This is a genomic window from Streptococcus mitis (genome assembly GCF_946188615.1).
In the GTDB taxonomy this organism is placed as follows: domain Bacteria; phylum Bacillota; class Bacilli; order Lactobacillales; family Streptococcaceae; genus Streptococcus; species Streptococcus mitis_BZ.
The window spans coordinates 90,138-111,721 of the sequence record NZ_CAMHVK010000002.1; the positions used below are offsets into that span (position 1 = coordinate 90,138).

A 21,584-nucleotide genomic window follows, 5' to 3' on the forward strand; every position below is an offset into this window, starting at 1 on the left:
ACAGCTTGCCCTTTGTCCATTATGATAATAATAACGATACTAGATAATGAGGAAAATGCAATGGCAAACCCAACTTTCGGAGAAAAGAAAGCAAATACAGACTATGTGTCACGCTATGGCGTATATGCAGTTATACCTGATGCTGAACAAAAACAAATTGTTCTTGTTCAAGCACCTAATGGCGCTTGGTTCTTACCTGGTGGTGAAATTGAAGCAGGTGAAAATCATCAAGAAGCCCTAAAACGTGAATTGATTGAAGAGCTTGGCTTCACAGCTGAAATTGGTGCCTATTACGGACAAGCTGACGAATATTTCTACTCTCGTCATCGTGACACCTACTACTACAATCCTGCCTACCTCTATGAAGCGACTTCTTTCAAAGAAGTGCAAAAGCCACTAGAAGACTTTAATCATATCGCCTGGTTCCCTATTGACGAGGCTATTGAAAATCTCAAACGTGGTAGCCATAAATGGGCAATCCAATCTTGGAAAAAACAGCATAAGATTGACTAAATCAAGCTACTTTATTCAAAAAGTGCTATAATAGAATTAGAAAATCGGAGGAAATGTTATGAAGCTTATCAATACGACAAACTCACACTCGCAACTGGTAAAAAGCCAGCTAGAAAGTACAGATGCAACCCTTGTTGAGGTTTATTCTGCAGGTAATACAGATGTTATTTTTACCCAAGCTCCGCTTCACTATGAAATCCTCATCTCAAACAAACACCGCGCTATCCGCGAACCTGAAATCGAAGCCATTCAAGAATTTTTCTTGAAACGTAAAATTGATAAGGACTCTATTGATGAAGCCAATATCAAAACCCTCTATTCAGAAAAATTAATTGGAATTTCGATTCCAACCAAATAAAAAATTGGAGAGTTTAAAAAGCTTTTTGGACCTTATAGTAGAAAACGAGGTTCTAACTTGCTTTTTGGATCATCTCCAATTTTTTATCTTGAAATCTTATCATACAAGATTTTATAGATAATTAAGGAGACAAACATGGGAGACATCATATATAGAGAGGCAAGAATTGAAGAAAGCGAAAAAATTGGAAAATTATTAGCCAATTCCTTTCTTGACTATCCCTTTTTAACGATTATAACTGATGATTTGAAGAAACCTGACTCCTATCCTGCTTTTGTAGAAACGTTGCAAATTCTGCTTACTAGAGTCTATATTAAGAAGGGAAACTGTTTAATTGCGGAACAGGATGGAGACTTACTTGCAGTCGCCCTTTTGCAACAAAAAGATTTCTGTATACTATCCTATCTACGAAATGGAGGAACAAACATTTTTCGCTACATTCGACCACAAAATCTCCTTAAATACTTTGACTTTGTAAAACGTTCCAAAAAGCATTTAGAACAATCAGGGGAGTTTGATTGGTATTTGATGGCTTTAGCTGTCAATATAGAAAGTAAGGGGCGGGGAATAGGCAGTACTTTTCTGACACAAGGGATTGAACCTTATGTCAAATCAAAAGGCTGTAAACACTTGGGACTCATAACTAGTACAGCTAGAAATACCTCATTCTACGAAAAAAACGATTATGTATTACTGGACCATATGGACTTAGAATATGGGTCAAAATCAATTGGTAACTGGGCATTTTTAAAAACTATAAATAAATAAAAAAAATTTGGTGCTGCTTATCACAGAACCAAATCTTTTTTATTATGTTAGAAACGAATCGTCTCACGTGTTTTTTCGTATGAAGTGACAAAACGGTTGGTTACACCTGGTTCTGCAACTTCCAAAGCTTGCGAAATCTTATCAAATGAAGCATGATAATCAAATTCTTTTTCAAAAATTTCTAATGATTCATTAAAGGCTTCCTGAATTCGTTCATCAAATGAGCGGTAACGGTTCGAATACTGTAGCAATTGTTCTGTCAATGTTGCATATTGAACAATATTATAGGTTTCTTCTTCAAGTGCTTCCATATCATTTGTTGTAATTTCAAGCATACGGTTCACAGCTTCGATATTGACCTGGGCTTCTTCTAGCTCAGCCATCAACTCTTCAGTATGATTACTTGCTGTAAAGAACAACTGTAAGAAATTCTGAGGAATACCTGGAAGATTGCGTTTTTCCATATATCTCTTAATTGTATGAAGACGATTGACATAAACATTTGCCTTCTGGCGAGCATTGATATCATCTTTTTCAATCTGAGCAAGACGTTGACTAACCGAAACTTGTTCATCCTCAATTTCTTTCAAAGTCGCTTGTAAGTTTTCCAAACGATCTTCAAGGAATGAATAAGGTTCAGAATGTTCCTCTTGTTCAGAAGTTAATTCCAATACAGATTCTTCTAAAGATTCTAACTCAGCTTGTAATCTGTGAACATGACTAACATCCGTTTCAGAAAGCAGGTAGTTATTACTTAATCGTTGAATATCTTCTACTAAAACAGCATTACTATCTTTCATGTGTTTCAAATACGTAGGAAGGGTGGCAACTAAGCCTTCTACTACTTTTTGAGCAGCGATTTCTCGTGTAAAGATATCATAGAGTGCATTGATTTCTTCTTGAACTTGAGTATTTTCGTACTCAGCATTATCCAACTCTAATTGAGCAACATTTTCGTGGTTTTTCTTCAAAGCTTCATAAAGCAATTGGAAGCGAGACTCAATGTCCGTCTCAGCAAAATGATAGTTAGCATCTAAAAGCTTACGGTAACCATCCTCCAAATCTTCCAATTGATCAGGTAACTCTTTAGATAATGTTTTTACAATTGCTGGCAGGCGGTCAACAATATGACTCAAAGCCAAGATATGATTCTCAGCATTATCCAAAATCACAGCAGCTTCTACTGGGTCACCTGAAGTGTTCAAAGTAACAAACTGAGAAAACTCTGATTGGATATTTTCCAATTGTTTTTCGATTTCAGACAAACCTTGTCCATATTCTTCAGAATGATCAGCAACTCGGTGTTGCAACTCTTCAAACAAGTCCAAGGTATGAAGAACACGTCCACTATTTTTAGACTCTTGTTTCTCCAAATCAGCCAAGGCATTGCGAATTGCCGCAATATCTTCTTCAATCAAGGTAATTTGGCTCTCGATTTGGTCAATTTGATGACTAGCCTTGAAAAAACGGAATGAATTGTTATAGCCTTCTGCCTCGAAAAGATTATTTTCGATATCGGCAAAAGAGTTAAGAGATAGGTCAACCCATTTTTGGTTCCATTCACGGAAAGTCACTTGACTTTGTCCAATCAAGTGCATATTTTTAACAGCTTCAACTTCATCATTAACTGGAAGATTGTACAGCTCTTCTTTTTTCTCTTCTAAAATTGCTAATTTACTTTCATTGCGTTTCCGTACATAAATTGCTATAGCATATGAAATCAGCAATATAATTGCAATTGCAATTATAAGATATACTACTAGACTACCAGACATATTAAACTCCTTTTTAACTTGAAACAATCGTAATGATTATATCATATTTTTTAGACCAAGGGAACTACTTCTCCCGATTTTTTAGACATCAAGTGTACTATAGACGGCATTTTCTTCGATAAATTCACGACGAGGCTCTACTCGATCCCCCATCAACATATCAAAGATTTTATCTGCTTCTGCAGCATCGTCTACAGAAACTCTTGCCATTAAGCGATGTTCGGGATCCATGGTTGTTTCCCACAACTGGTGATCATCCATTTCACCCAAACCTTTATAACGCTGAATAGTCGGTTTGGTACGACCTTCACTATAACGGGCTAAAGCTTCTTGAAGTTTGATTTCTTGATCTGCTCCTGGCTGGATATATTCTTTAATCTCGCTTCCAACCTTGACACCATAGATTGGTGGTTGGGCAATATAAACATAACCAGCTTCTAGAATTGGTTTCATATAACGATAAATCAAGGTTAAAAGAAGCGTACGAATGTGGGCTCCATCGACATCGGCATCGGTCATCAGAACGAGTTTTTGGTAACGAGCTTTTGAAACATCAAATTCTGCGCCAAATCCTGTTCCCATTGCTGTGAAAAGACTACGAATTTCTTCGTTAGCAAGAATCTTATCCATGCTGGCTTTTTCAACGTTCAAAATCTTACCGCGAATTGGAAGGATTGCCTGGAACTCACGGTTACGACCAGATTTGGCTGATCCACCAGCTGAGTCTCCTTCGACGATGAAAAGTTCTGTTTCAGCAGGATTATTTGAAGAACAATCTGCTAGTTTACCTGGAAGGTTGGAAATTTCCAAACCAGATTTTTTACGAGTGACTTCACGCGCACGCTTGGCAGCCACACGAGCTTTAGCAGCCAAAATCCCTTTTTCCACGATACGTTTAGCTATCTGTGGATTTTCCATGAGGAAATCAGAGAAGGCATCACTGAAGAGGCGATTGGTAATCTTGACTACTTCACTATTCCCCAGTTTGGTTTTGGTTTGTCCTTCAAACTGTGGATTTGGGTGTTTAACTGAGATAACTGCAGTTAATCCTTCGCGAACATCTTCCCCTGTTAAGTTGTCTTCATTGTCTTTCAGTAACTTATTCTTACGAGCATAATCGTTGATAACACGTGTCAAGGCTGTACGGAAACCTTGTTCATGCGTTCCACCTTCATGTGTATGAATATTATTGGCGAAACTCATGACATTTTCATGGTAACCAGTTGTGTACTGCATGGCTACTTCAACTGTGATATCATCCATCTCACCATCTGTGTAGATTGGTGTATCAAAGATAACATCCTTATTCTCGTTGATATATTCAACGTAGCTAGCAATCCCACCTTCATAATGATAATGCTTGGTTTGTTCGAAACCTTCACGCTTATCTGTGATAGAGATTTGAAGACCACGATTTAGAAAGGCCAACTCTTGAATCCGTTTATTTAATTTATCGAAATCAAAGGTTGTTGTTTCAGTGAAAATTTCTGGATCCGGTGTAAAGTGAACTGTTGTTCCCGTTTTATCCGTATCTCCAACTACTTCAAGATCTGCGACAACATGACCACGACGGTATTCTTGGTAATGAATCTTCCCATTTTTGTGGACATGAACGTCTAATTGAGTTGAAAGGGCGTTAACAACTGAGGACCCTACTCCGTGAAGACCACCTGAGACCTTATATCCGCCACCGCCAAACTTTCCTCCAGCGTGAAGAACAGTAAAGACAGTCTCAACGGCAGGTCGACCTGTTTTTTCCTGAATATCGACGGGGATACCACGCCCATCATCGACAACAGTAATCGAATCATCTGGCTCAATAAAGACTTGAATGTGGCTGGCAAATCCTGCCAAGGCCTCGTCAATTGAGTTATCAACAATTTCCCAGACTAGATGGTGAAGACCTTCTTTTGAGGTTGACCCGATATACATCCCTGGACGCATTCGAACAGCCTCTAAGCCCTCTAAAACTTGAATTTGACTGGCATCATAATCTTGTGCCTGCAGATTTTTGATTTCTTCTGTCATCTTTTTCCTTTTTCTTACATGTCTAATACTTGTCTTAAATTCACGATACTGGTAAACAAGTGGGTAGCTAGTCCTGCAGCTTGCCCGGCTTCGATATCAATCGGTCGATCACCAATGACAAGCCCTGAACTAATTTGATACTTTTCTCTTAAATAAATCATGGACTCAGGATCTGGTTTTCTCTTAAAGCCTGAGTTAGAAGTCACCACTTCTGTAAAATAAGCTGCTATAGAGGTTTTTTCTAAAATTTCCAAGACCTGATCATTACGATGAGATACCAAAAAATGACGGCCACCTTGATTTGAGATATCTTTCAATAAATCAGAAACTCCATCAAACAAAATCGGATGTTCAAGCTCTCTGGCTTCATTTTCCTTGTACTTTTCTAAAAAATTCTCTAAGTTGGGAGCGAATGTCTCAATCGCAAAATCAGTAGAAACCTTTAAAGCTTGATAGACACTGTCATGGTCTTGTGTGATGCCATACAGTGCCAATGTTTCAACAAATGCAGCTGTTGAAGTTTCATAATTATCCAGTAAAGTTCCACCTAAATCCCAGATGTAATCGTGATATTTCATAGCTTTCATTATACCATTTTTTCGTTAAAAAAGCGATGATTTCCCTGAGTTTTCCACATAAAAAACGAGAGGTTGACTCCCGTTTTATTGATTTTTACCAAAGACATCTCGATAGAGCATTCCAGTTCGTAAACTCTCTGCATCTCCGCCTAGTTGCTCCACCAACTCGTAGGCAAAGGCAAGGGCTGTTGAAGGGCCCCGACTGGTTGTCAAATGTCCATCTACCACTACTGTTTCCTTGACGTATTGACCATCAATGATTTGCTCTTGAACGCCATCATAGCAAGTGTACTGCTTGTTTTTTAATACTCCTGCTTGATTGAGGGCAATTGGCGCCGCACAAATGGCTGCCAGTTTCTTCCCTTCTTGCTCGAAGCTTTGCAACTCTTGAACCAAGGCCTGATTGTCCCGCAAATGTGCAGAACCAGGCATGCCGCCAGGAAGGACAACCATATCATAGTCTGATAAATCACCATCAAAGACACGATCTGCTCTTACTTGGATTGCATGCGAACCAGTCACTTGCTCTTCAAACCCAACCATATCACAAGTGATATTTGCCCGACGCAAAACATCCACAACTGTCAAAGCTTCAATTTCTTCAAAGCCCTGAGCTAACATAACTGCTACTTTAACCATGATTTTCTCCTTATTTGATTCGTTTTAATACAACCTTTTTCCGTTTGAATGGGACTTTTCCACTCTTTTCTTCAGCTAGATTGGTCTGGTAACTCATCGATAAAAGCAAGCCAACACCAATCAAATTACTAATAATAGCCGATCCCCCTTGTGAAATGAAAGGCAGTGGAATCCCGGTCAAAGGAAGCAAGCCCGTCACAGCACCTATATTCTCAAAGATGTGGAAGAGCAACATCATAATCAAACCTGTGGAAATATAGGTATAGAACTGGTTATTTGATTTGAGAGTAATCTTCAACATACGGTAAATCAGCATGAGATAAAGAGCAATAACAAGGACAGAGCCAATAAAGCCAAAATCTTCTGCGATAACCGTGAAAATCATATCCGACTCACGAACTGGAATAAGCAGATTCGAAGCATTAAAACCTTGACCAAATAAGCCACCACTTCCAATGGCAATCTGTCCTTGAGCCTGTTGGTAAGTGGTTGTTTGGGCAAAGTCAAAAGGATTGAGCCAAGCCAAAATACGGTTGATTTGGTAGGTCGGCATTCCCAGTTGATGGAGAAAAGCCCGACCGTCCTTGCTGATAAAAATAGCTAAGAAACCAGCAATTCCTGTTACAGCAGTCACAAATACTGGGATAATAATTTTCCAAGAAACCCCCGATAATAAAACGATTCCTGAGAAAATGGCTACAAAAACCAAAGCCGTCCCCAAGTCACTTTGAAGTGCCAAAAGAACTAGGACTGGAATGGTAAAGAGAATCATCCAGAAAATCAACAAGAAGTCCAGCGGAACTGTGCGTCTCCATTCCTTATGTTTTTTGGTAAACTGGACAATCACACGAGCCAACATGAGGATATAGGATATCTTCATAAATTCTGACGGCTGGAACAAGGTAACACCATTTACCGATACCCAGTTTTTGGCACCTGTTGATGCAACTAAGCTTGGATTATAAAAGACGATAGGTAAAACCATAAGTCCCAAGCCTAAAATATATAGAAAGGGTGTAACCTTCCAAAGAAATTCAGTATTAAAGAGCATGACCACAAAACCAATCACAAGCCCCAAGGCGATCCAGGCGACCTGCTGCCCTAAAATGGGCAGAATATTGTTTGGATAATCATGACTAACAGCTATATAAATAGCCACCACGCCGATAACCAGTAGGAAAAATACTGGCAGGAGCAAACTATAATCGACTCTAGAGTCGAGAGAACGTTTCATATATACTAACCTTATACTTTCATACAATACTATTTATCAAAGTTCATTTAAAAATTTATCAATAGCCTCATCAACTTCGGATTGAGAGACGGTTTTAACAATCGCTTCTTTTGCTAGAGAAGTCACAATTTGTTTGCCATATCGCTTTCCGACAATTCTCCTATCCAAAATCAGAGTTAAGGAACGTTGGTGTTCACGTCTCATACTTCTTCCTAAAGCCTGTTTTAAACGAATAATGGCCATTGGCAATTGATAATCATAAAAGGCATTTTTCCCTTCTTGAATTAGTTCCTGATTGATCTTTTTCGTCAAGGGTTCTTGGGGGTTTTGGAAAGGAAGTCTTGGTACAATTTGAATCACAAAAGAATGACTTGAAAAATCAACTCCCTCCCAGAAACTTGCTGCACCTAGCAGGATTTGTTGTTCACCTTTTTCAAAGCGTTTCTTCAGTTGATGAACATCCCCATTTTTATACTGGGCCAAGTGGCTAACTGGAAGTAAATCCGACACTGCTAGAAGCATGTCTTTAGCAGTAAAGAGAACTAAAATCGGTTGCTGGAAAGCTTGAATTTCCACTAGTAAAGCAGCTACCTCTTTGGCGTAAACTTCTAAGGAGGTTTCTGTTACCAAGGGGAAATCTTTGACCAAGATCACTTCTTGATCCTGTTTTCCCCGAGCTTCAATCTTGACAAATTTGGCTTCAGGATAGCCTAAAAGATCTGCCAAAGAAACCCTCTGACTAATCTCAAGAGTAGCCGACACTCCCAAGACTTGACATGAATTAGGTACTAAAGAAGATAGGAGAATACGTCCTGATTTCGTAGAAGAAATTTGAATTTTCTTTTGACTCGTTTCAATTGCTTCAAGCCAGTAGTCTCGGTCAGCTGTAAAATAGCGAACCAGCTCCTCAAAGCCTTCTACCTCTAATTCTGAAAAATACTGATGGAGATTGGCAAGAGAATCTAAGATATTTTTCCTAGATTTGCCAGACTGAAATTGTTCTATCAAGTAGAAGCACTCAAAGCGAATACTTTCTAGTATTCGTTGCTGAACCTTATTTTGCTCCTCCAGTAAAGCCTTATCAAGCAAATCGATAATAGACTGGATATCGTAGGTCTCTTGAAGCAGATTTTCTAGGGCCAACAAAACTTTTTGGACTTCATCAATAATCAATAAACGATCACTGACAAATTCAGGATTATCTTCAAGTCTGGTTACAAGATAGGCATGATTGGTCACTAAGAGCTTGCAAGCTTGTGCCCTTTCTTGACTACGTTTCCAAAAATCTTCCGTCACAAATAAACTCTTGGATGATAAATTCCCATCATGACGAAGATCTGTCAGAAAATGTTGGTAACGGTAGAGTTGCCCAATTTCATCCAAATCTCCTGTCTCTGTCTCAGTCAGCCAGATCAAGAGTTGCATTTTAAAGCGTCTAAATAAGCGATTTTCATCATTTTCCTGCAAGGAACGATAAAAGGCATCCAACTTCAGATAATTGTGTGGTCCCTTTAAACTATGAATATCTATATGGAACACTTCCTTGAGACGTTTACCTTCTTCTTCCATGATTTGATTTTGAAGAATCTTTGTCGGAACGCTAAGGACAATCTGACGATTTTCCACTTGGGACAAAGCAGGTAAGAGATATCCATAAGTTTTACCAATCCCTGTCGGAGCTTGAATCAGAGAGACAGGCTCATCTTTCAATAGCAAGCCAACCTCTTTAGCAAAACTTTCTTGTTCCTCCCTCACTTCAAGGTTCAATAGAGAAATGTTTTTAGAAAAATCTTGGGATAGTTTTCGTGGCTCCAGGGGAGCTCCAGTTTTCTTGAAATACAGTCCTTGAACTTCGACCAAGTCTGGAGAACTAAGGATAGATTGGCCGCGATAAATTTCTTCAATAACCAGGTAGGACTCATATAAGAGGGCGTCAGCCATTTCCAGCAAGCGTTCCAAGAGTCCTTTAGGAAGCTGGGCCATCTTTTTCCGTAGAAATAAGAGTAATTCCGCGGTAGCGTGTGCATCTGAAAGGGCTGTGTGAGCGTGCTTAAGAGGAATTCCTAATTCTCGACACAATATCGGCAAACTATATTTTTCCAGTTCTGGGAAAAAGACCTGAGCCAATTCGACCGTGTCAACACGAGGATTTCTTAGTTCATAGCCTTCAAAAAATAAATTTTCCGCCAAGAGATTGGCATCAAACTGAACATTATGGGCTACAAAAATCCCATCCTCCACCAAGTCAAAGATTTTTCTAGCAACTTGCGAAAAATCAGGTGCTTGCGCCAGACGTTGGTCTGTCAATCCTGTCAGTTCTTTTATATGAGCATCCAAGGGTTCATGTGGATTGACATCCGTCGTATAGTGATCGACGATTTTTCCATCCTCAATCACAACAATTCCCACTTGAATAATTTTAGCCTTACTACCTGTGCTAGTTGCCTCTAAATCCACCACAACATAGCGATTACCAATCGTTTTCATTATAAAAAATTATACCAAAAAAAGGGCCATTTAGCACCTACAAACATAGGATAATTTTCAAACTCAAGAGGGTTACTTTTCTAAAAAATCCCAGCAAACAGAGCATCCTAGCCTTCTGATTTTTTGAAAATATTGGAGAATAAGAAAAATTGAGAGAAGAAATGTTTGCATCTTCCTTCTCTCAACTATCCATTTACTTTATTTAACCATATCAGGATCGTAATCATAGAATCCTGTATCAAGGAAACGGTTTTTAGGGTGAAGTTTACGCACTTCTTCATCCAGCAAGAAGGCTTGGTCATGGCTAAAGTTGCCCTCTTGAATCAAGCTACGCGCTTGGATAAAGAGTTTTGCAATCTCAACAAAGTTCTGACCAGGTGTATAGAGACCTTCTAATTTCCAGTGAGTAAAACCATGCTCTACCAATTCTGTCAATTTTGTCATCAAATCAAGGTCATTGTTGGCAAAAATGTGGGTTCCATGATTGTCTTCAAAAATGGAATAGTGACTCTCTGGGTCACTTGGCTCAGCCAAGAAGAGGTCACGCTTGCGCGTCTTTTCATCATCTATGTGCGTAAAGTTATAGTAATTTTGCAAGAGCGGACGTTTAGAATGATGGATAACGCTAGCTCCGTAAACCAAAACTTCAGCAGGAATTTCCAAAATCTCTGGCATTTTGAAGAGTTCAGCAGATGGAATTTCACGCGCCAAAACAGCCTCAGATGCGCCAGCCTTTTGTCCCCAGAAGTTAATCTGGCGACTGCTTGTCACCATAGTTGAAGCATCATAGATGGTCTTAAAGGAATAACCATCGCGGTTGACAACGTAAAAGACACCTGCATCCCCAATCGTAATGTAGTCTGTCTTGATTTCTTCCAAGAAATCAAGGAATGGCTTGATACGATCCATCATGTCTTGGTGCATGAGAGCATTAACCGCAACGATCAATTCCTTACCAGCATCATGAACCAACTTAGCGATTTCACGCAATTGGTCATAACTAAAGGTCGTTGGCAGACGAAGGCCAAAATCTTTCTCACCGACATAGATACGGTCTACGCCAGCTTCGAGCAGTTGTTTAACTTGTTCAATACTTTCAGCAGTTGCTGTAATGATAATCTTTTCCATAAGAAAAATTATACCACATTTCTGGAAAATCAGCCATTCTTTAAAAATGAAAAGGGACTTTATTCTTATTGTAACCTTTCTGTAATAATTCTCTGCTGAAAAAATGATAAAATAGGTATGTACTGTTAAGGAGAGAATAATGCCCGTAAGAAAATTACAATCCTATGAGGTAGACTATCAAGAAGAATTAAGCCAGCAGGTTCCTCGCTATCAAGATTATACACCTGAAGCACAATCTGATGCCAATCTCAAGGAAATCCTATTTTTTGTTAATATCGCTGTTTTTTGTATCTGTATTGCTATCTTTAGTTTTATCTTTTTATCATTAAAATTATCAACTGCTCTTGCCTTTGCCGCAGCAATCGGATCCAGCTTACTTGTTTTAAAAGTTCAACGGTCTATTATCAAACGAAAACGTAGAAGATAAATCCAAAATATCGCCCCAACTGGAGCGATATTTTTATTTTTTCTTTTTAGATGGTGTGTGGATGGCTATCTTCACTTCAAAGATTGTTCCCTTTGGTTTATTATCTTTAACAGTAATGGTTCCTTTTAGGGCATCTACAATTTGCTTGGCTAAGGATAATCCTAAACCAAAACCACCTTTTTGGCGGGTTCTAGCCTTGTCCACTCGATAAAAGCGGTCAAATATTTTCTTCTTATCTTCTGCTGAAATACCGACTCCATTATCAGAAACCAGTAAATACAGATTGCGATCGGTCGCCGAGATAAGAAAATCAATTTCACCATCCTCCTCAGTATATTTGATGGCATTATCAAATAAGATGGTCATAAGTTGTTTCAAAAGAAGCTGATCTGTGACAATCGTTCGATGGATCCGATTTTCAAAACGAAAGACACGGTCATTTTCAGAAGCAATCATCTCATAGTTTGTGAAAGTCGTATTGAAAAAACTGGTTGGAACTTCTGCAAGTTCCGGATTAATCCCATCATCTCTACGAGCTAAATTCAACAAGTTCGTTGTCAAAAACCGCATATTTCGGACTTCTTCCAAACTCGATGCAATGCTTTCACTCACATCCATAATGGTAGCTTCTGGCTTACGGAAAAGGGTCTCTAAGCGATTTTGCAAAACTGCGAGTGGAGTTCGTAACTCATGACTAGCATTTTCCACAAAGGACTGCTGCTTCTGCATACTCTCAAGCAGAGGACGAACACTGACCCTAGCTAGATAGAGACTGGCAAGTAAAGACAAAATCCAGAAACTTGCCATCACAATCACAATCAATTGCTCATGCTTTTGACTGGCCTGCTCCAACTGACTGGTATTAATCAAGACAGCCGCATACTTAATATTGGTTGAAACCGAACTGATATTCGTTTCCATCAAAATCATGCGATAGATTTCTTCTTGTCCATAGCTATTAAAAACTTGAATCTGATAGATATGTCCTAGTTCTTTTTTCTCTAACTTAATCTTATCCAATCCCAAAAATCGGTTTCCAGAAAGAAGCTGGGTAAAATTCTTATCAAAAAGAATAACCTCGGTATTGGAACTGACATTGGGTTTTACTTCAGTCTTGCTAGTATCTGTAGCCGCATTCTCTAAGTCTTTAATCTCTTCTGTTGCCCTATTTACTGCCAGCTGGATAACTGCTTGAGGATTTTCACTCAGTCCATGAAGCTTATCATCCACCGAAGTATAGAGACTCGAATGCATGACCTGCAAAATAATCAGAGTCATGGTGGAAAAAATCAGAGTGAAGACACCAAAGTTACGGATAAAATAACTAAAGTCATCCGCATACCATGTTTTTTTTAGTTTACTGAACATCTTTTAAAATATACCCAACACTGCGCAAGGTTTGCAAATTCTCTGCAAAAGTGGTTCCTTTTAATTTCTTACGGACTTTTGAAACATAGACTTCGACAACCGAAATCGTTGTGTCACTATCAAATCCCCATAGACGATCAAAAATCTGAGTCTTAGGCAAAATAACATTTTGATTTTGAAGGAAATAAACTAATAAATCAAACTCTTTACCTAGCAATTCGACAGGAGTATCTTCGACTTTAACAGTATTGGTTGACAAATTAACCACAATATTTCCATAAGTCAAGGTGTTTTCATTAAATTTACCTGAACGTTTGAGAAGCGCTTGAATCCGCATTTTGAGTTCTTCTAGGTAAAAAGGTTTGGTCAGATAGTCATCCGCTCCCAACTCAAATCCATGTCCCTTGTCATCCAAGCTTTCCTTGGCAGTCATAATCAGAACTGGGGTCGTAATCCCCTTTTCACGCAATTCTTTCAAGACTTGGAAACCATTTTTTTCTGGCAACATCAAATCGAGCAAAATCAAGTCATAGACGCCACTCTCAGCTTCGTAGAGACCTTCTTCTCCATCAAATACCTGCATGACATCCGCAAAATCATCCAAAAAGTCAAATACTGAATTTGACAGGCCTAGGTCATCCTCAACTAATAAGATTTTTATCATGAGAAACTCCTCCTTATTAAAACCATTATACCAAATTTGCCTTAAAAAAAACTCAACTCTCTGCATTTTACATGAGATAGCTGAGTTTTATTTTGATTATTTAGTTCCGTATTGAAGAACAACTGCTTCCACTGCAGCTTTTTCACGGTTAATCAAGGAAACACGCGCTGCAATTTCCTTGATTCCCATACCAATATTACGGCTAAGAGCAAGGTCAGAAAGTTGTGGCTCAAAGAACTCCTTGTATTCCGCCAAGCGTTGTTCTGTCTTAAATACATGAGCAGGAAGGATAACAAAGCTATCAAAGCTCATATCTCCTCCAAGAGCCGCCTTAATCCAGGCCCAGTTTTCACGAGCCCAAGACCATGCTGTTTCCTGAGTTGCTTGATGGTTTAAGAACTGGAAGTACCAAGCTGATAAGTCTTGTGGTTTGACCACAAATTTGTCCTTCCAAGAAGCAATCAAGGTTTGGATATTGTCCGCATCTTTACTATAGGCAAGAGCAGCTGCCAACTGACGTTTAAAGACAGCATCTGTTGCGTGCGTATAAGTATCAAGATAAAGTGCTAACAAGTCTTTAGTCTCATGATGTTTCATCTCATTGATCAGAACTTGCGAACGAATGGCTGCTGGAAGTCCTGCAAGATTCTCCTTGTGTGCTGCGAAGATTTGGCTAGCAACTTGACTAGCTTCTGCATCATTTGAGCGAATCATCATAGAAATGGCTAACTGACGAACTAATTCATCCTCATCTGATTCTCCATCTTTAGCTTCGAAACCAAGACGGTCATAGTTGTGACGAGCCAATTTAGCAACCAGTGCTTTGAAGGCTGTTTCAATTTCTGTTTCTTCATCGATAAAGCGCTCAAGGGCAGAAATCACTTGAGAAACAGCTGAAACCACAAGGTAAGATTCTTCCTTAGCAAGTTTATCAAGGACTGGGAGCAAGTCAGCATAAGAAACGTGCCCTGCTTCAGCAAGCAAACGACGTTCTTGGACGATTTGCAATTTGCTTGTGTTATCAAGATCAACTAGGTCAGCAAGAACAGCATCTAGCAAGTCTCCTTGATAGTCTGTAATGTAGTGAGCTGTATTTTCAGTGTTGAGGCGAAGAGCTGTTTTGTTTTCAGCAAGAAGAGCTGCGTAGCCAGGAATTTCTATACTTTCAGTTTCAAGTGTATCTGGCAAGCCTTTCCAGTTGCTATTGAGTGGCACCACCCAGAGACGGTTCTTGTCTTCGTGCTCACCGATGAAGAATTGTTTTTGTGAAATCTTCAAAACATCATTTTCAACTTTGACAGTAAGTACTGGGTAACCAGGTTGCTCCAACCAAGAATCCATGAAGGCTGCAACATCACGCCCTGACGCTTGACCAAGGGCATCCCAAAGGTCACGACCAATTGTATTGCTGTATTGGTGTTTTTCAAAGTAAGCGTGCAAACCTTTGGCAAAATCGGCATCACCTAGCCAACGACGAAGCATGTGCATGAGGCGACTTCCTTTGGCATAGACGATAGCTCCGTCAAAGAGCGTATTGATTTCATCTGGATGTTTCACTTCGACGTGAACAGACTGAACACCATCAGTCGCATCACGTTTCAAGGCAGACGGAACACCACCTGTTTGGAAATCTTCAAAGATATTCCAGCTTGGTTCAATAGCATCCACACAGACGTACTCCATCATGTTAGCAAAGCTTTCATTGAGCCAAAGGTCATCCCACCATTTCATAGTTACCAGGTTACCAAACCATTGGTGAGCCAATTCATGGGCCACAACAAGGGCAACTTGTTGACGGCTGGCAAAGGTAGAGTTCTCATCCACAACCAAGTAAACTTCACGGTAGGTCACAAGACCCCAGTTTTCCATAGCACCAGCTGAAAAGTCAGGAAGGGCGATGTGGAGAGATTGAGGGATTGGGTATTTAACTCCATAGTAATCTTCGTAAAACTCGATAGAGCGAACAGCAATATCCAGTGAGAAATCAAGGTTAGATAGTGGATGGGCTTTCGTTGAGTAAACACCTACAAGGGTACCGTTTTTAGTTTTAGCCGTTACCCCTTGCAAATCACCCGCAACAAAGGCTAACAAGTAAGAGGACATACGAGGTGTTGTCTCAAACTTCCAGATACCTGTTTCCTTACGGTTTTCAACATCGATTTCTGGCATGTTAGACAAGGCCAATTCACCTTCTGCTTGGTCAAAACGTAGAGAAAGGTCAAAAGTTGCTTTGGCTTCTGGCTCATCCACACATGGGAAGGCTTCACGCGCAAAATGGCTCTCAAATTGAGTAGACAAGACTTCCTTCTTGACTCCGTCAACTGTGTAATAAGAAGGGTAAATCCCAGTCATGTTATCCGTGATTTTTCCTGAAAAGGCAATAACCAAGTCAACTTGACCAGCCTCAGCCAATTCGATATGAAGGGCTTCATTTTCATGGTCAACTGTAAATGGGCGAGCTTCCCCTGCAACTTCTACAGAAGCGATTTCCAAGTCTTTTTGATGAAGGGAAATGCTGTCACTCTGTGCTTGCCCAGTGATGGTCACTTTCCCTGAAAACGTCTTGGTCTCACGACTCAAGTCTAAAAATAAATCATAATGTTCAGGAACAAATTGCTTAATAAAATGTTCAACTGCTTGCATAATTTTCTCCTATTCTAAGTTTAAGAGCTGCTGCTCTTCTTCAAACAAACTTATTATATCATGTTTTGCTGGAGAAAAAAGGATTGGACGGCGATTTCCAAAACTTTCTTCCGTCTAACAGTCTACAGTGGGTAGACCTTGCGAAATTCTTCTAAAACAACCTTGCTTTCAGGTGTAAAAGTCAGTCCTGCTTCACCCAAACAGTCTGTGAAAAAATCCTCATGAACCTGACGCCAATAGGTAAGTGATTTGTCTCCCTCACCTTCCTTATAGGCATGTTGAGCAGAAACTTGATTGAAGGGCTGGACAGAAACCTTTGTAATTTCGACAATACAGACAGCCTGATTTTGACTATCTAAAATGACATCAAAAGTTCCTTCTTGAGGAAGAGTCTCGGCTTCTAGTGCATAGAGGTCGTAGGCTGAAGCTGTTGCAGTCTTTTCGCCTCTTAAAACCAAATCTGCTAAAAGGTCTGGTTCCACTCCAAAAGCCCAAGCATCGATTTCATCTCCTATAGAGGGGTTAATTTTCTTGTAGGCATTCCACATTTCTTGCGGTGTCATGGGCGCTCCTTTGTAATTTCTTACTTTCTTCTTTTATATGTTTGAGATGGTCTGGATAGCCAATTTCTAAATCAAATATCTCTGGAATAGAGCTGTAATGGAGAATGCATTCGATACCCATCTGATTCATTGTTTGTATGAAAGAAACATTCAGATAGCCTGCTACAGCAAAGTCAATATTTTTAATCCTTGCTTTATCCTGCATATCTCTTAGCATATCTAACATAATTGGACTTTCCATATCATGCCATTGACTGTTTCTCACAGTGGCAAAAATAAAAGAAGTCAAATCATTCATTCCAACTACAATCTTTGAAATGCCCGTTTCCAGTATCCTATCCAAGTCAAAATACGCTGACGGTAATTCAATCATCGTGCCAATTTTCCCAGTAAAACCATGCTGACGCAATACTGTGATAGCTTGCTTTAACTGCTCAGCATCATTGACAAAAGGAAAGATAGCAGATAGATTGGGATTGTTTTGATAAACTTCTGTAACGACATGTGCTTCAGCCTGAAATTCATCCGGACACGCCAGCAAACGCCTAGTTCCTCTATATCCAAATAAGGGATGATTTTCATCAAAATACTCTTTAGTCCCCTTTAGACAATTAGCTTCTGTATTTGTTAATTCAGAAAAACGATACCAAACTTCTTCATCTGAGTACAGGGAGCAGATAGTCTCTAGATAATCTTTTACAAATTGCTGACAACTTGCTAATATGATGTTTTGATTAAGCTCTCTCAACAAGTATTCCCCACGAATCATGCCAACATGATGAAATAGTTGTGGGTAAACTTTTTCATCAAGTTTTTCTCCACTAAGAGCAAGTTGCTTCCTCATCATTCACCTTCCAATTCATGTAAGAAGTCTTGTCCAGTTCTGGAAATCCTAATAATTCAGACTTAACCTTCAAGACTAATGGCGATGCATTTTCTTCTGTGATCTCTTGAATATCCATCCAAATCCTCCTACTTCAAAGACCAGCCACCATCTATTGTCAGAATTTGTCCCTGCATGGCGCTTGCCCTCCCACTTGCTAAGAAAAGGCTGATTTCTGCTATTTCCTCTGGCTCAATCCAGCGTTTGATTGGCGTTTCACTAGCCACCCAGTCCGCTAAACCACCTGGTTCAAAGTCGGCAGCGGTCATACCCGTCTTGACTGCTCCTGGAGCAATCCCAAAGACCTGAATCCCAGCTTCTGCATAGTCTAGAGCTAGCTGCTTGGTGAAGCCAGCCAAGGCATGCTTAGAGGAAGTATAGGCGTGACCACCTCCACCTGCTAGGCTCGAAGCAATTGAGCACATATTGATGATAATTCCCTTTTTATTTTTCAACATTTGTGTCAAATAATAGCGAGTCAACTCAACAGGAGTCACATAGTTGATTTCAAAAATCTCTTGAATTTCCTGCGCCGTTTGTTCCAAAAGTGGTTTGTAATCATCCAAAACTCCAGCAGTATTGCACAAAACATCCACCTGAGGACACCAGTCAAAAATAGGCTCCAAGTCCAAGGTCAAATCTCTCTGTAAAAAGCGGAAATCACCCTCTAAGAGTGGATTTTCACCTTGGTCAACTCCATAAACTTGAAAGCCATTCTCTAAAAAGAGGCGAGCTTGAGCTAGGCCAATCCCTGAACTCACTCCCGTAATCAATACACGTCTAGTCATGCACTTCTGCCCAATCCGTCGCCAAAACATCACAAGGTGTCGGGCTCCACATGGAAAAACCTTCTCCTTCTCCAGACACGTTGATTAGGAAATAAGGTGTCACTTCAAGTGCAACCCCGTTTTGCTCAATGGTGTCAAAAAGTTGGACATAGTTTTCAGCACCTCCCCAACCAGTTCGTACATATTTTTTCTTAGCCTTTAACCCAGGCAGGATCTCTTCAAATGTCATGTTTTTCTCCTTTAATTCTACATTCTTCATTTAATTATAACAAAAAACCGCTTGACACGGCTTTTTGACTGTGATTTATTTACATCTGCTTCTACTTAAGTTACGGCAAATTATTCCCAGCAGCAAGATAAATTTCATACCATTCTTTTCTTGTTAAGCTAAAGTTTGTCGCTTGGCTAACTTCTCTCAAGTGCTTAGGATTAGTTGTACCTACGACTGCCTGCATTTTTGCTGGATAACGCAATATCCAAGAAATGGCAATAGTTGAAGAGGTTACTCCATATTTAGTAGCTAAACGATCAAGTACTTGATTTAAAGCTTGAAATTTCTCATTTCCAACAAAATTCCCTTTAAAATACCCAAATTGTAAGACAGACCATGCTTGAATGACCACATCGTGTAATTTGCAATATTCAAAAATGCTGCCATCTCGCATAGCTGCTTGACTATCTTCCATATTAACATGAAAACCTGATTCGAATCCTGGAGTAAAAGCCGCACTCAATTGTAGCTGATTAACAGCTAACGGCTGCTTGACATCTTTTTTAAGTAACTCCATCATCATAGGATTTTGATTAGAAACTCCAAAATTTCGAACCTTACCTTGTTTATAAAGGAGATCAAAGGCTTCTGCTACTTGGTCAGATTCCATCAAAGCATCTGGTCGATGAAGAAGCAAGCTATCTAGATGATCAGTCTTCAATCTTTGCAAAATTCCGTCAACTGATTTTATAATATAGTCCTTAGAAAAATCAAAATAGGTAAATTCTTCAATGCGAATGCCACATTTTGACTGAATCCACATCTCTTCTCTTAAATCGGGACGATTTTTTAGGACAAGACCTAACAGTTCTTCACAACGACCACGACCATATATATCAGCCAAGTCGAAAGCATTGATTCCAACAGAAAGTGCTGTTTCTACAAGCTCTTCAACTTCTTTTACAGACTTATCTTCTATTCTCATCATTCCGAGAACAATTTCTGATAATTCTTTGTCATCTTGACCAATAGTTATGTATCTCATCAAATTTGTCTCCTTTAATTTCTAACATTCTTCCCTTCATTATAACAAAAAACCGCTTTGCAACGGCTTTTTGACTATATTTCACTCCATTTTATCTTCTTAAACCCACGGAACAAGAGAAAAATACCAATAAAAAGGACAGCTAAAGGAATAGCTCTTGTAAGAAAAACATTTGAAATTTCCATCCACTCATAGTAACGGAGCAGAGAGCCTACAACAAGATGGGCAACAATCATACTGTTAAAGGGACGAAAAAACTCTTCTTTCCAATTCCAAATACTGATGACCAGCGAAATCGTAAAGACAGATAAACTATCCCAGGGAGCAGGAAGATAAAAGGCTCCTTCTTGTATGAAACTTCCCATTCCTACATATCCTAGAACGACTAGCAGAACAAGAATTCCAACGACAATATAAGTGCCAATTTTCATCTTAGGAGAATCTTGGACTAGCCCCCAACGTAAGATTGTGGCCACAAGTCCAAATCCAATCAGAAAAAGAAGAAGTTGCCCTAAAAATGTGAGCAAATTGACTGTTAAGAGAGAACCTTTAGAAAAATCACTTAGTAGTTGATAATAACGTAATACCGCTAGGACAAGAATTGGCGTCAAAAGGGACTCCTTGATAGAACTGCGAGGTGCTTCCTTGAGCATCTCTTTCATTAATTTTTTAGGATTCTTACCTAGATAATCCTCTGCACTCATTCCGTCTCGTTCTGCTTCTGAGAAATCTAACATCATCAAATAGATCTGCTCTCTGAGATAGTCCTCATCATAGAGAAATCCAGCAAGGTTAAAACTATCCCACAGTTCCTCAAAATACTGCTGATTGTCCTCAGAAAACTCATGCAACAAAGCGCTTGTTTCTTCATAATACTTCATTTTCTTCATGGTTTACCCCCATTCTTAATTCCTTCTACTTTTTGACTCAAATCGTCCCATTGTTGCCAAAAAACCGAGACACGCTCTTCTCCTTCTTTAGTTAATGAAAAATACTTCCGATCTGGACCATCTGGCGACGGACGCATGTCGCCTCTTATCCATTGATTTTTTTCTAACTTTTGCAACAAAGGATAAATAGTTCCTGGAACGATAGTATCAAATCCAGCCTCTCGTAGAGTCTGAACCAACTCATAACCATATCGCTCTTTTTGACCAATCATATCCAAGACACAACCTTCAAGAACACCTTTTAATAGTTGAGTTTCCTTCATCCCTTCCCCCTTCTATCTATTTTGTAATACCTACTAGTAGCTTCATCTATAATATACCACTTCCACACTAGTTTGTAAAGCATAATAGTTAATACTCTTCGAAAATCTCTTCAAACCACGTCAGCGTCGCCTTGCCGTATGTATGGTTACTGACTTGGTCAGTTTCATCTACAACCTCAAAATCATGTTTTGATCTGACTTCGTCAGTTCTATCTACAACCTTAAAGCAGTGTCTTGAGCAACTTGCGGCTAGTTTCCTAGTTTGCTCTTT

21 protein-coding genes and 1 pseudogene are annotated in these 21,584 nt (G+C 39.4%); 4 read left to right on the forward strand and 18 right to left on the reverse strand.

The window, feature by feature from the left end; translation table 11 throughout:
- The first annotated feature begins 60 nt into the window (after positions 1 to 60).
- From OCF95_RS02260 to OCF95_RS02270, 3 genes are all read left to right on the forward strand, one after another.
- A complete protein-coding gene (locus OCF95_RS02260) occupies positions 61 to 513 on the forward strand; it encodes an NUDIX hydrolase (protein WP_020902950.1) in 453 nt (150 codons plus the stop codon).
- Between the two features lie 58 nt (positions 514 to 571).
- Entirely contained in the window at positions 572 to 871 is a 300-nt protein-coding gene (locus OCF95_RS02265) for a DUF1827 family protein (RefSeq protein WP_000767189.1), read from the forward strand.
- 135 nt (positions 872 to 1,006) lie between these two features.
- On the forward strand, positions 1,007 to 1,639 hold the full coding sequence (locus OCF95_RS02270) for a GNAT family N-acetyltransferase (RefSeq protein WP_004256539.1): 633 nt from the start codon (positions 1,007 to 1,009) through the stop codon (positions 1,637 to 1,639).
- Between the two features lie 47 nt (positions 1,640 to 1,686).
- Here OCF95_RS02270 and ezrA read toward each other — a convergent pair whose 3' ends face one another.
- The 7 genes from ezrA to OCF95_RS02305 form a co-directional block, all read right to left on the reverse strand.
- A complete protein-coding gene (gene ezrA, locus OCF95_RS02275) occupies positions 1,687 to 3,414 on the reverse strand; it encodes a septation ring formation regulator EzrA (protein WP_033684957.1) in 1,728 nt (575 codons plus the stop codon).
- Positions 3,415 to 3,495: 81 nt separating this feature from the next.
- Positions 3,496 to 5,442, reverse strand: coding sequence for a DNA topoisomerase (ATP-hydrolyzing) subunit B (gene gyrB / locus OCF95_RS02280; protein WP_033684956.1), 1,947 nt, complete (start codon positions 5,440 to 5,442; stop codon positions 3,496 to 3,498).
- 14 nt (positions 5,443 to 5,456) lie between these two features.
- Entirely contained in the window at positions 5,457 to 6,020 is a 564-nt protein-coding gene (locus OCF95_RS02285) for an HAD family hydrolase (RefSeq protein WP_004239328.1), read from the reverse strand.
- A gap of 84 nt (positions 6,021 to 6,104) precedes the next feature.
- The gene (locus OCF95_RS02290) at positions 6,105 to 6,659 is read right to left on the reverse strand and encodes a DJ-1 family glyoxalase III (protein WP_033684955.1); all 555 of its coding nucleotides are present in this window, start codon (positions 6,657 to 6,659) and stop codon (positions 6,105 to 6,107) included.
- A gap of 10 nt (positions 6,660 to 6,669) precedes the next feature.
- Positions 6,670 to 7,893 carry an FtsW/RodA/SpoVE family cell cycle protein gene (locus tag OCF95_RS02295; protein ID WP_033684954.1) on the reverse strand — a complete coding sequence of 408 codons (1,224 nt, stop codon included), beginning with the start codon at positions 7,891 to 7,893 and terminating at the stop codon, positions 6,670 to 6,672.
- A 36-nt stretch (positions 7,894 to 7,929) separates the two neighbouring features.
- Positions 7,930 to 10,380 (reverse strand): bifunctional DnaQ family exonuclease/ATP-dependent helicase, encoded by a 2,451-nt coding sequence (locus OCF95_RS02300; protein ID WP_261055999.1) that lies wholly within the window; start codon positions 10,378 to 10,380, stop codon positions 7,930 to 7,932.
- Between the two features lie 198 nt (positions 10,381 to 10,578).
- Complete coding sequence (locus tag OCF95_RS02305; protein ID WP_000411191.1) at positions 10,579 to 11,508, reverse strand: peptidase U32 family protein; 930 nt, start codon at positions 11,506 to 11,508, stop codon at positions 10,579 to 10,581.
- A 139-nt stretch (positions 11,509 to 11,647) separates the two neighbouring features.
- On the opposite strand from OCF95_RS02305, the gene OCF95_RS02310 reads away from it, so the two are divergent.
- Positions 11,648 to 11,935, forward strand: coding sequence for a DUF3270 domain-containing protein (locus OCF95_RS02310; protein WP_084924597.1), 288 nt, complete (start codon positions 11,648 to 11,650; stop codon positions 11,933 to 11,935).
- A gap of 33 nt (positions 11,936 to 11,968) precedes the next feature.
- Here the strand turns inward: OCF95_RS02310 and ciaH are convergent, their stop codons facing one another.
- The 11 genes and pseudogenes from ciaH to OCF95_RS02365 form a co-directional block, all read right to left on the reverse strand.
- Positions 11,969 to 13,303 (reverse strand): two-component system sensor histidine kinase CiaH, encoded by a 1,335-nt coding sequence (gene ciaH, locus OCF95_RS02315; RefSeq protein WP_261104819.1) that lies wholly within the window; start codon positions 13,301 to 13,303, stop codon positions 11,969 to 11,971.
- Entirely contained in the window at positions 13,293 to 13,967 is a 675-nt protein-coding gene (gene ciaR / locus OCF95_RS02320) for a two-component system response regulator CiaR (RefSeq protein WP_000590639.1), read from the reverse strand. The genes ciaH and ciaR overlap by 11 nt, the downstream gene beginning before the upstream one ends.
- Before the next feature lie 96 nt (positions 13,968 to 14,063).
- A complete protein-coding gene (locus OCF95_RS02325; protein ID WP_261104820.1) occupies positions 14,064 to 16,610 on the reverse strand; it encodes a M1 family metallopeptidase in 2,547 nt (848 codons plus the stop codon).
- Positions 16,611 to 16,732: 122 nt separating this feature from the next.
- Complete coding sequence (locus OCF95_RS02330) at positions 16,733 to 17,173, reverse strand: ASCH domain-containing protein (RefSeq protein WP_261104821.1); 441 nt, start codon at positions 17,171 to 17,173, stop codon at positions 16,733 to 16,735.
- A complete protein-coding gene (locus tag OCF95_RS02335; protein WP_261104908.1) occupies positions 17,133 to 18,017 on the reverse strand; it encodes a putative PEP-binding protein in 885 nt (294 codons plus the stop codon). The genes OCF95_RS02330 and OCF95_RS02335 overlap by 41 nt, the downstream gene beginning before the upstream one ends.
- Positions 17,995 to 18,141, reverse strand: a pseudogene (locus OCF95_RS02340) (NUDIX hydrolase); the annotation flags it as partial. The pseudogene OCF95_RS02340 and the gene OCF95_RS02335, both read right to left, overlap by 23 nt.
- A gap of 4 nt (positions 18,142 to 18,145) precedes the next feature.
- On the reverse strand, positions 18,146 to 18,844 hold the full coding sequence (locus tag OCF95_RS02345) for a 3-oxoacyl-ACP reductase (RefSeq protein ID WP_261104822.1): 699 nt from the start codon (positions 18,842 to 18,844) through the stop codon (positions 18,146 to 18,148).
- A complete protein-coding gene (locus tag OCF95_RS02350; protein ID WP_033686704.1) occupies positions 18,837 to 19,073 on the reverse strand; it encodes a DUF2829 domain-containing protein in 237 nt (78 codons plus the stop codon). The genes OCF95_RS02345 and OCF95_RS02350 overlap by 8 nt, the downstream gene beginning before the upstream one ends.
- 100 nt (positions 19,074 to 19,173) lie before the next feature.
- Entirely contained in the window at positions 19,174 to 20,100 is a 927-nt protein-coding gene (locus OCF95_RS02355) for an aldo/keto reductase (protein WP_261104823.1), read from the reverse strand.
- Between the two features lie 74 nt (positions 20,101 to 20,174).
- Complete coding sequence (locus tag OCF95_RS02360; protein ID WP_261104824.1) at positions 20,175 to 20,990, reverse strand: hypothetical protein; 816 nt, start codon at positions 20,988 to 20,990, stop codon at positions 20,175 to 20,177.
- Positions 20,987 to 21,313, reverse strand: a complete 327-nt coding sequence (locus OCF95_RS02365) for a PadR family transcriptional regulator (RefSeq protein WP_000665423.1) — start codon at positions 21,311 to 21,313, stop codon at positions 20,987 to 20,989. Before OCF95_RS02365 ends, OCF95_RS02360 begins: the two co-directional genes overlap by 4 nt.
- Between the last annotated feature and the right edge of the window lie 271 nt (positions 21,314 to 21,584).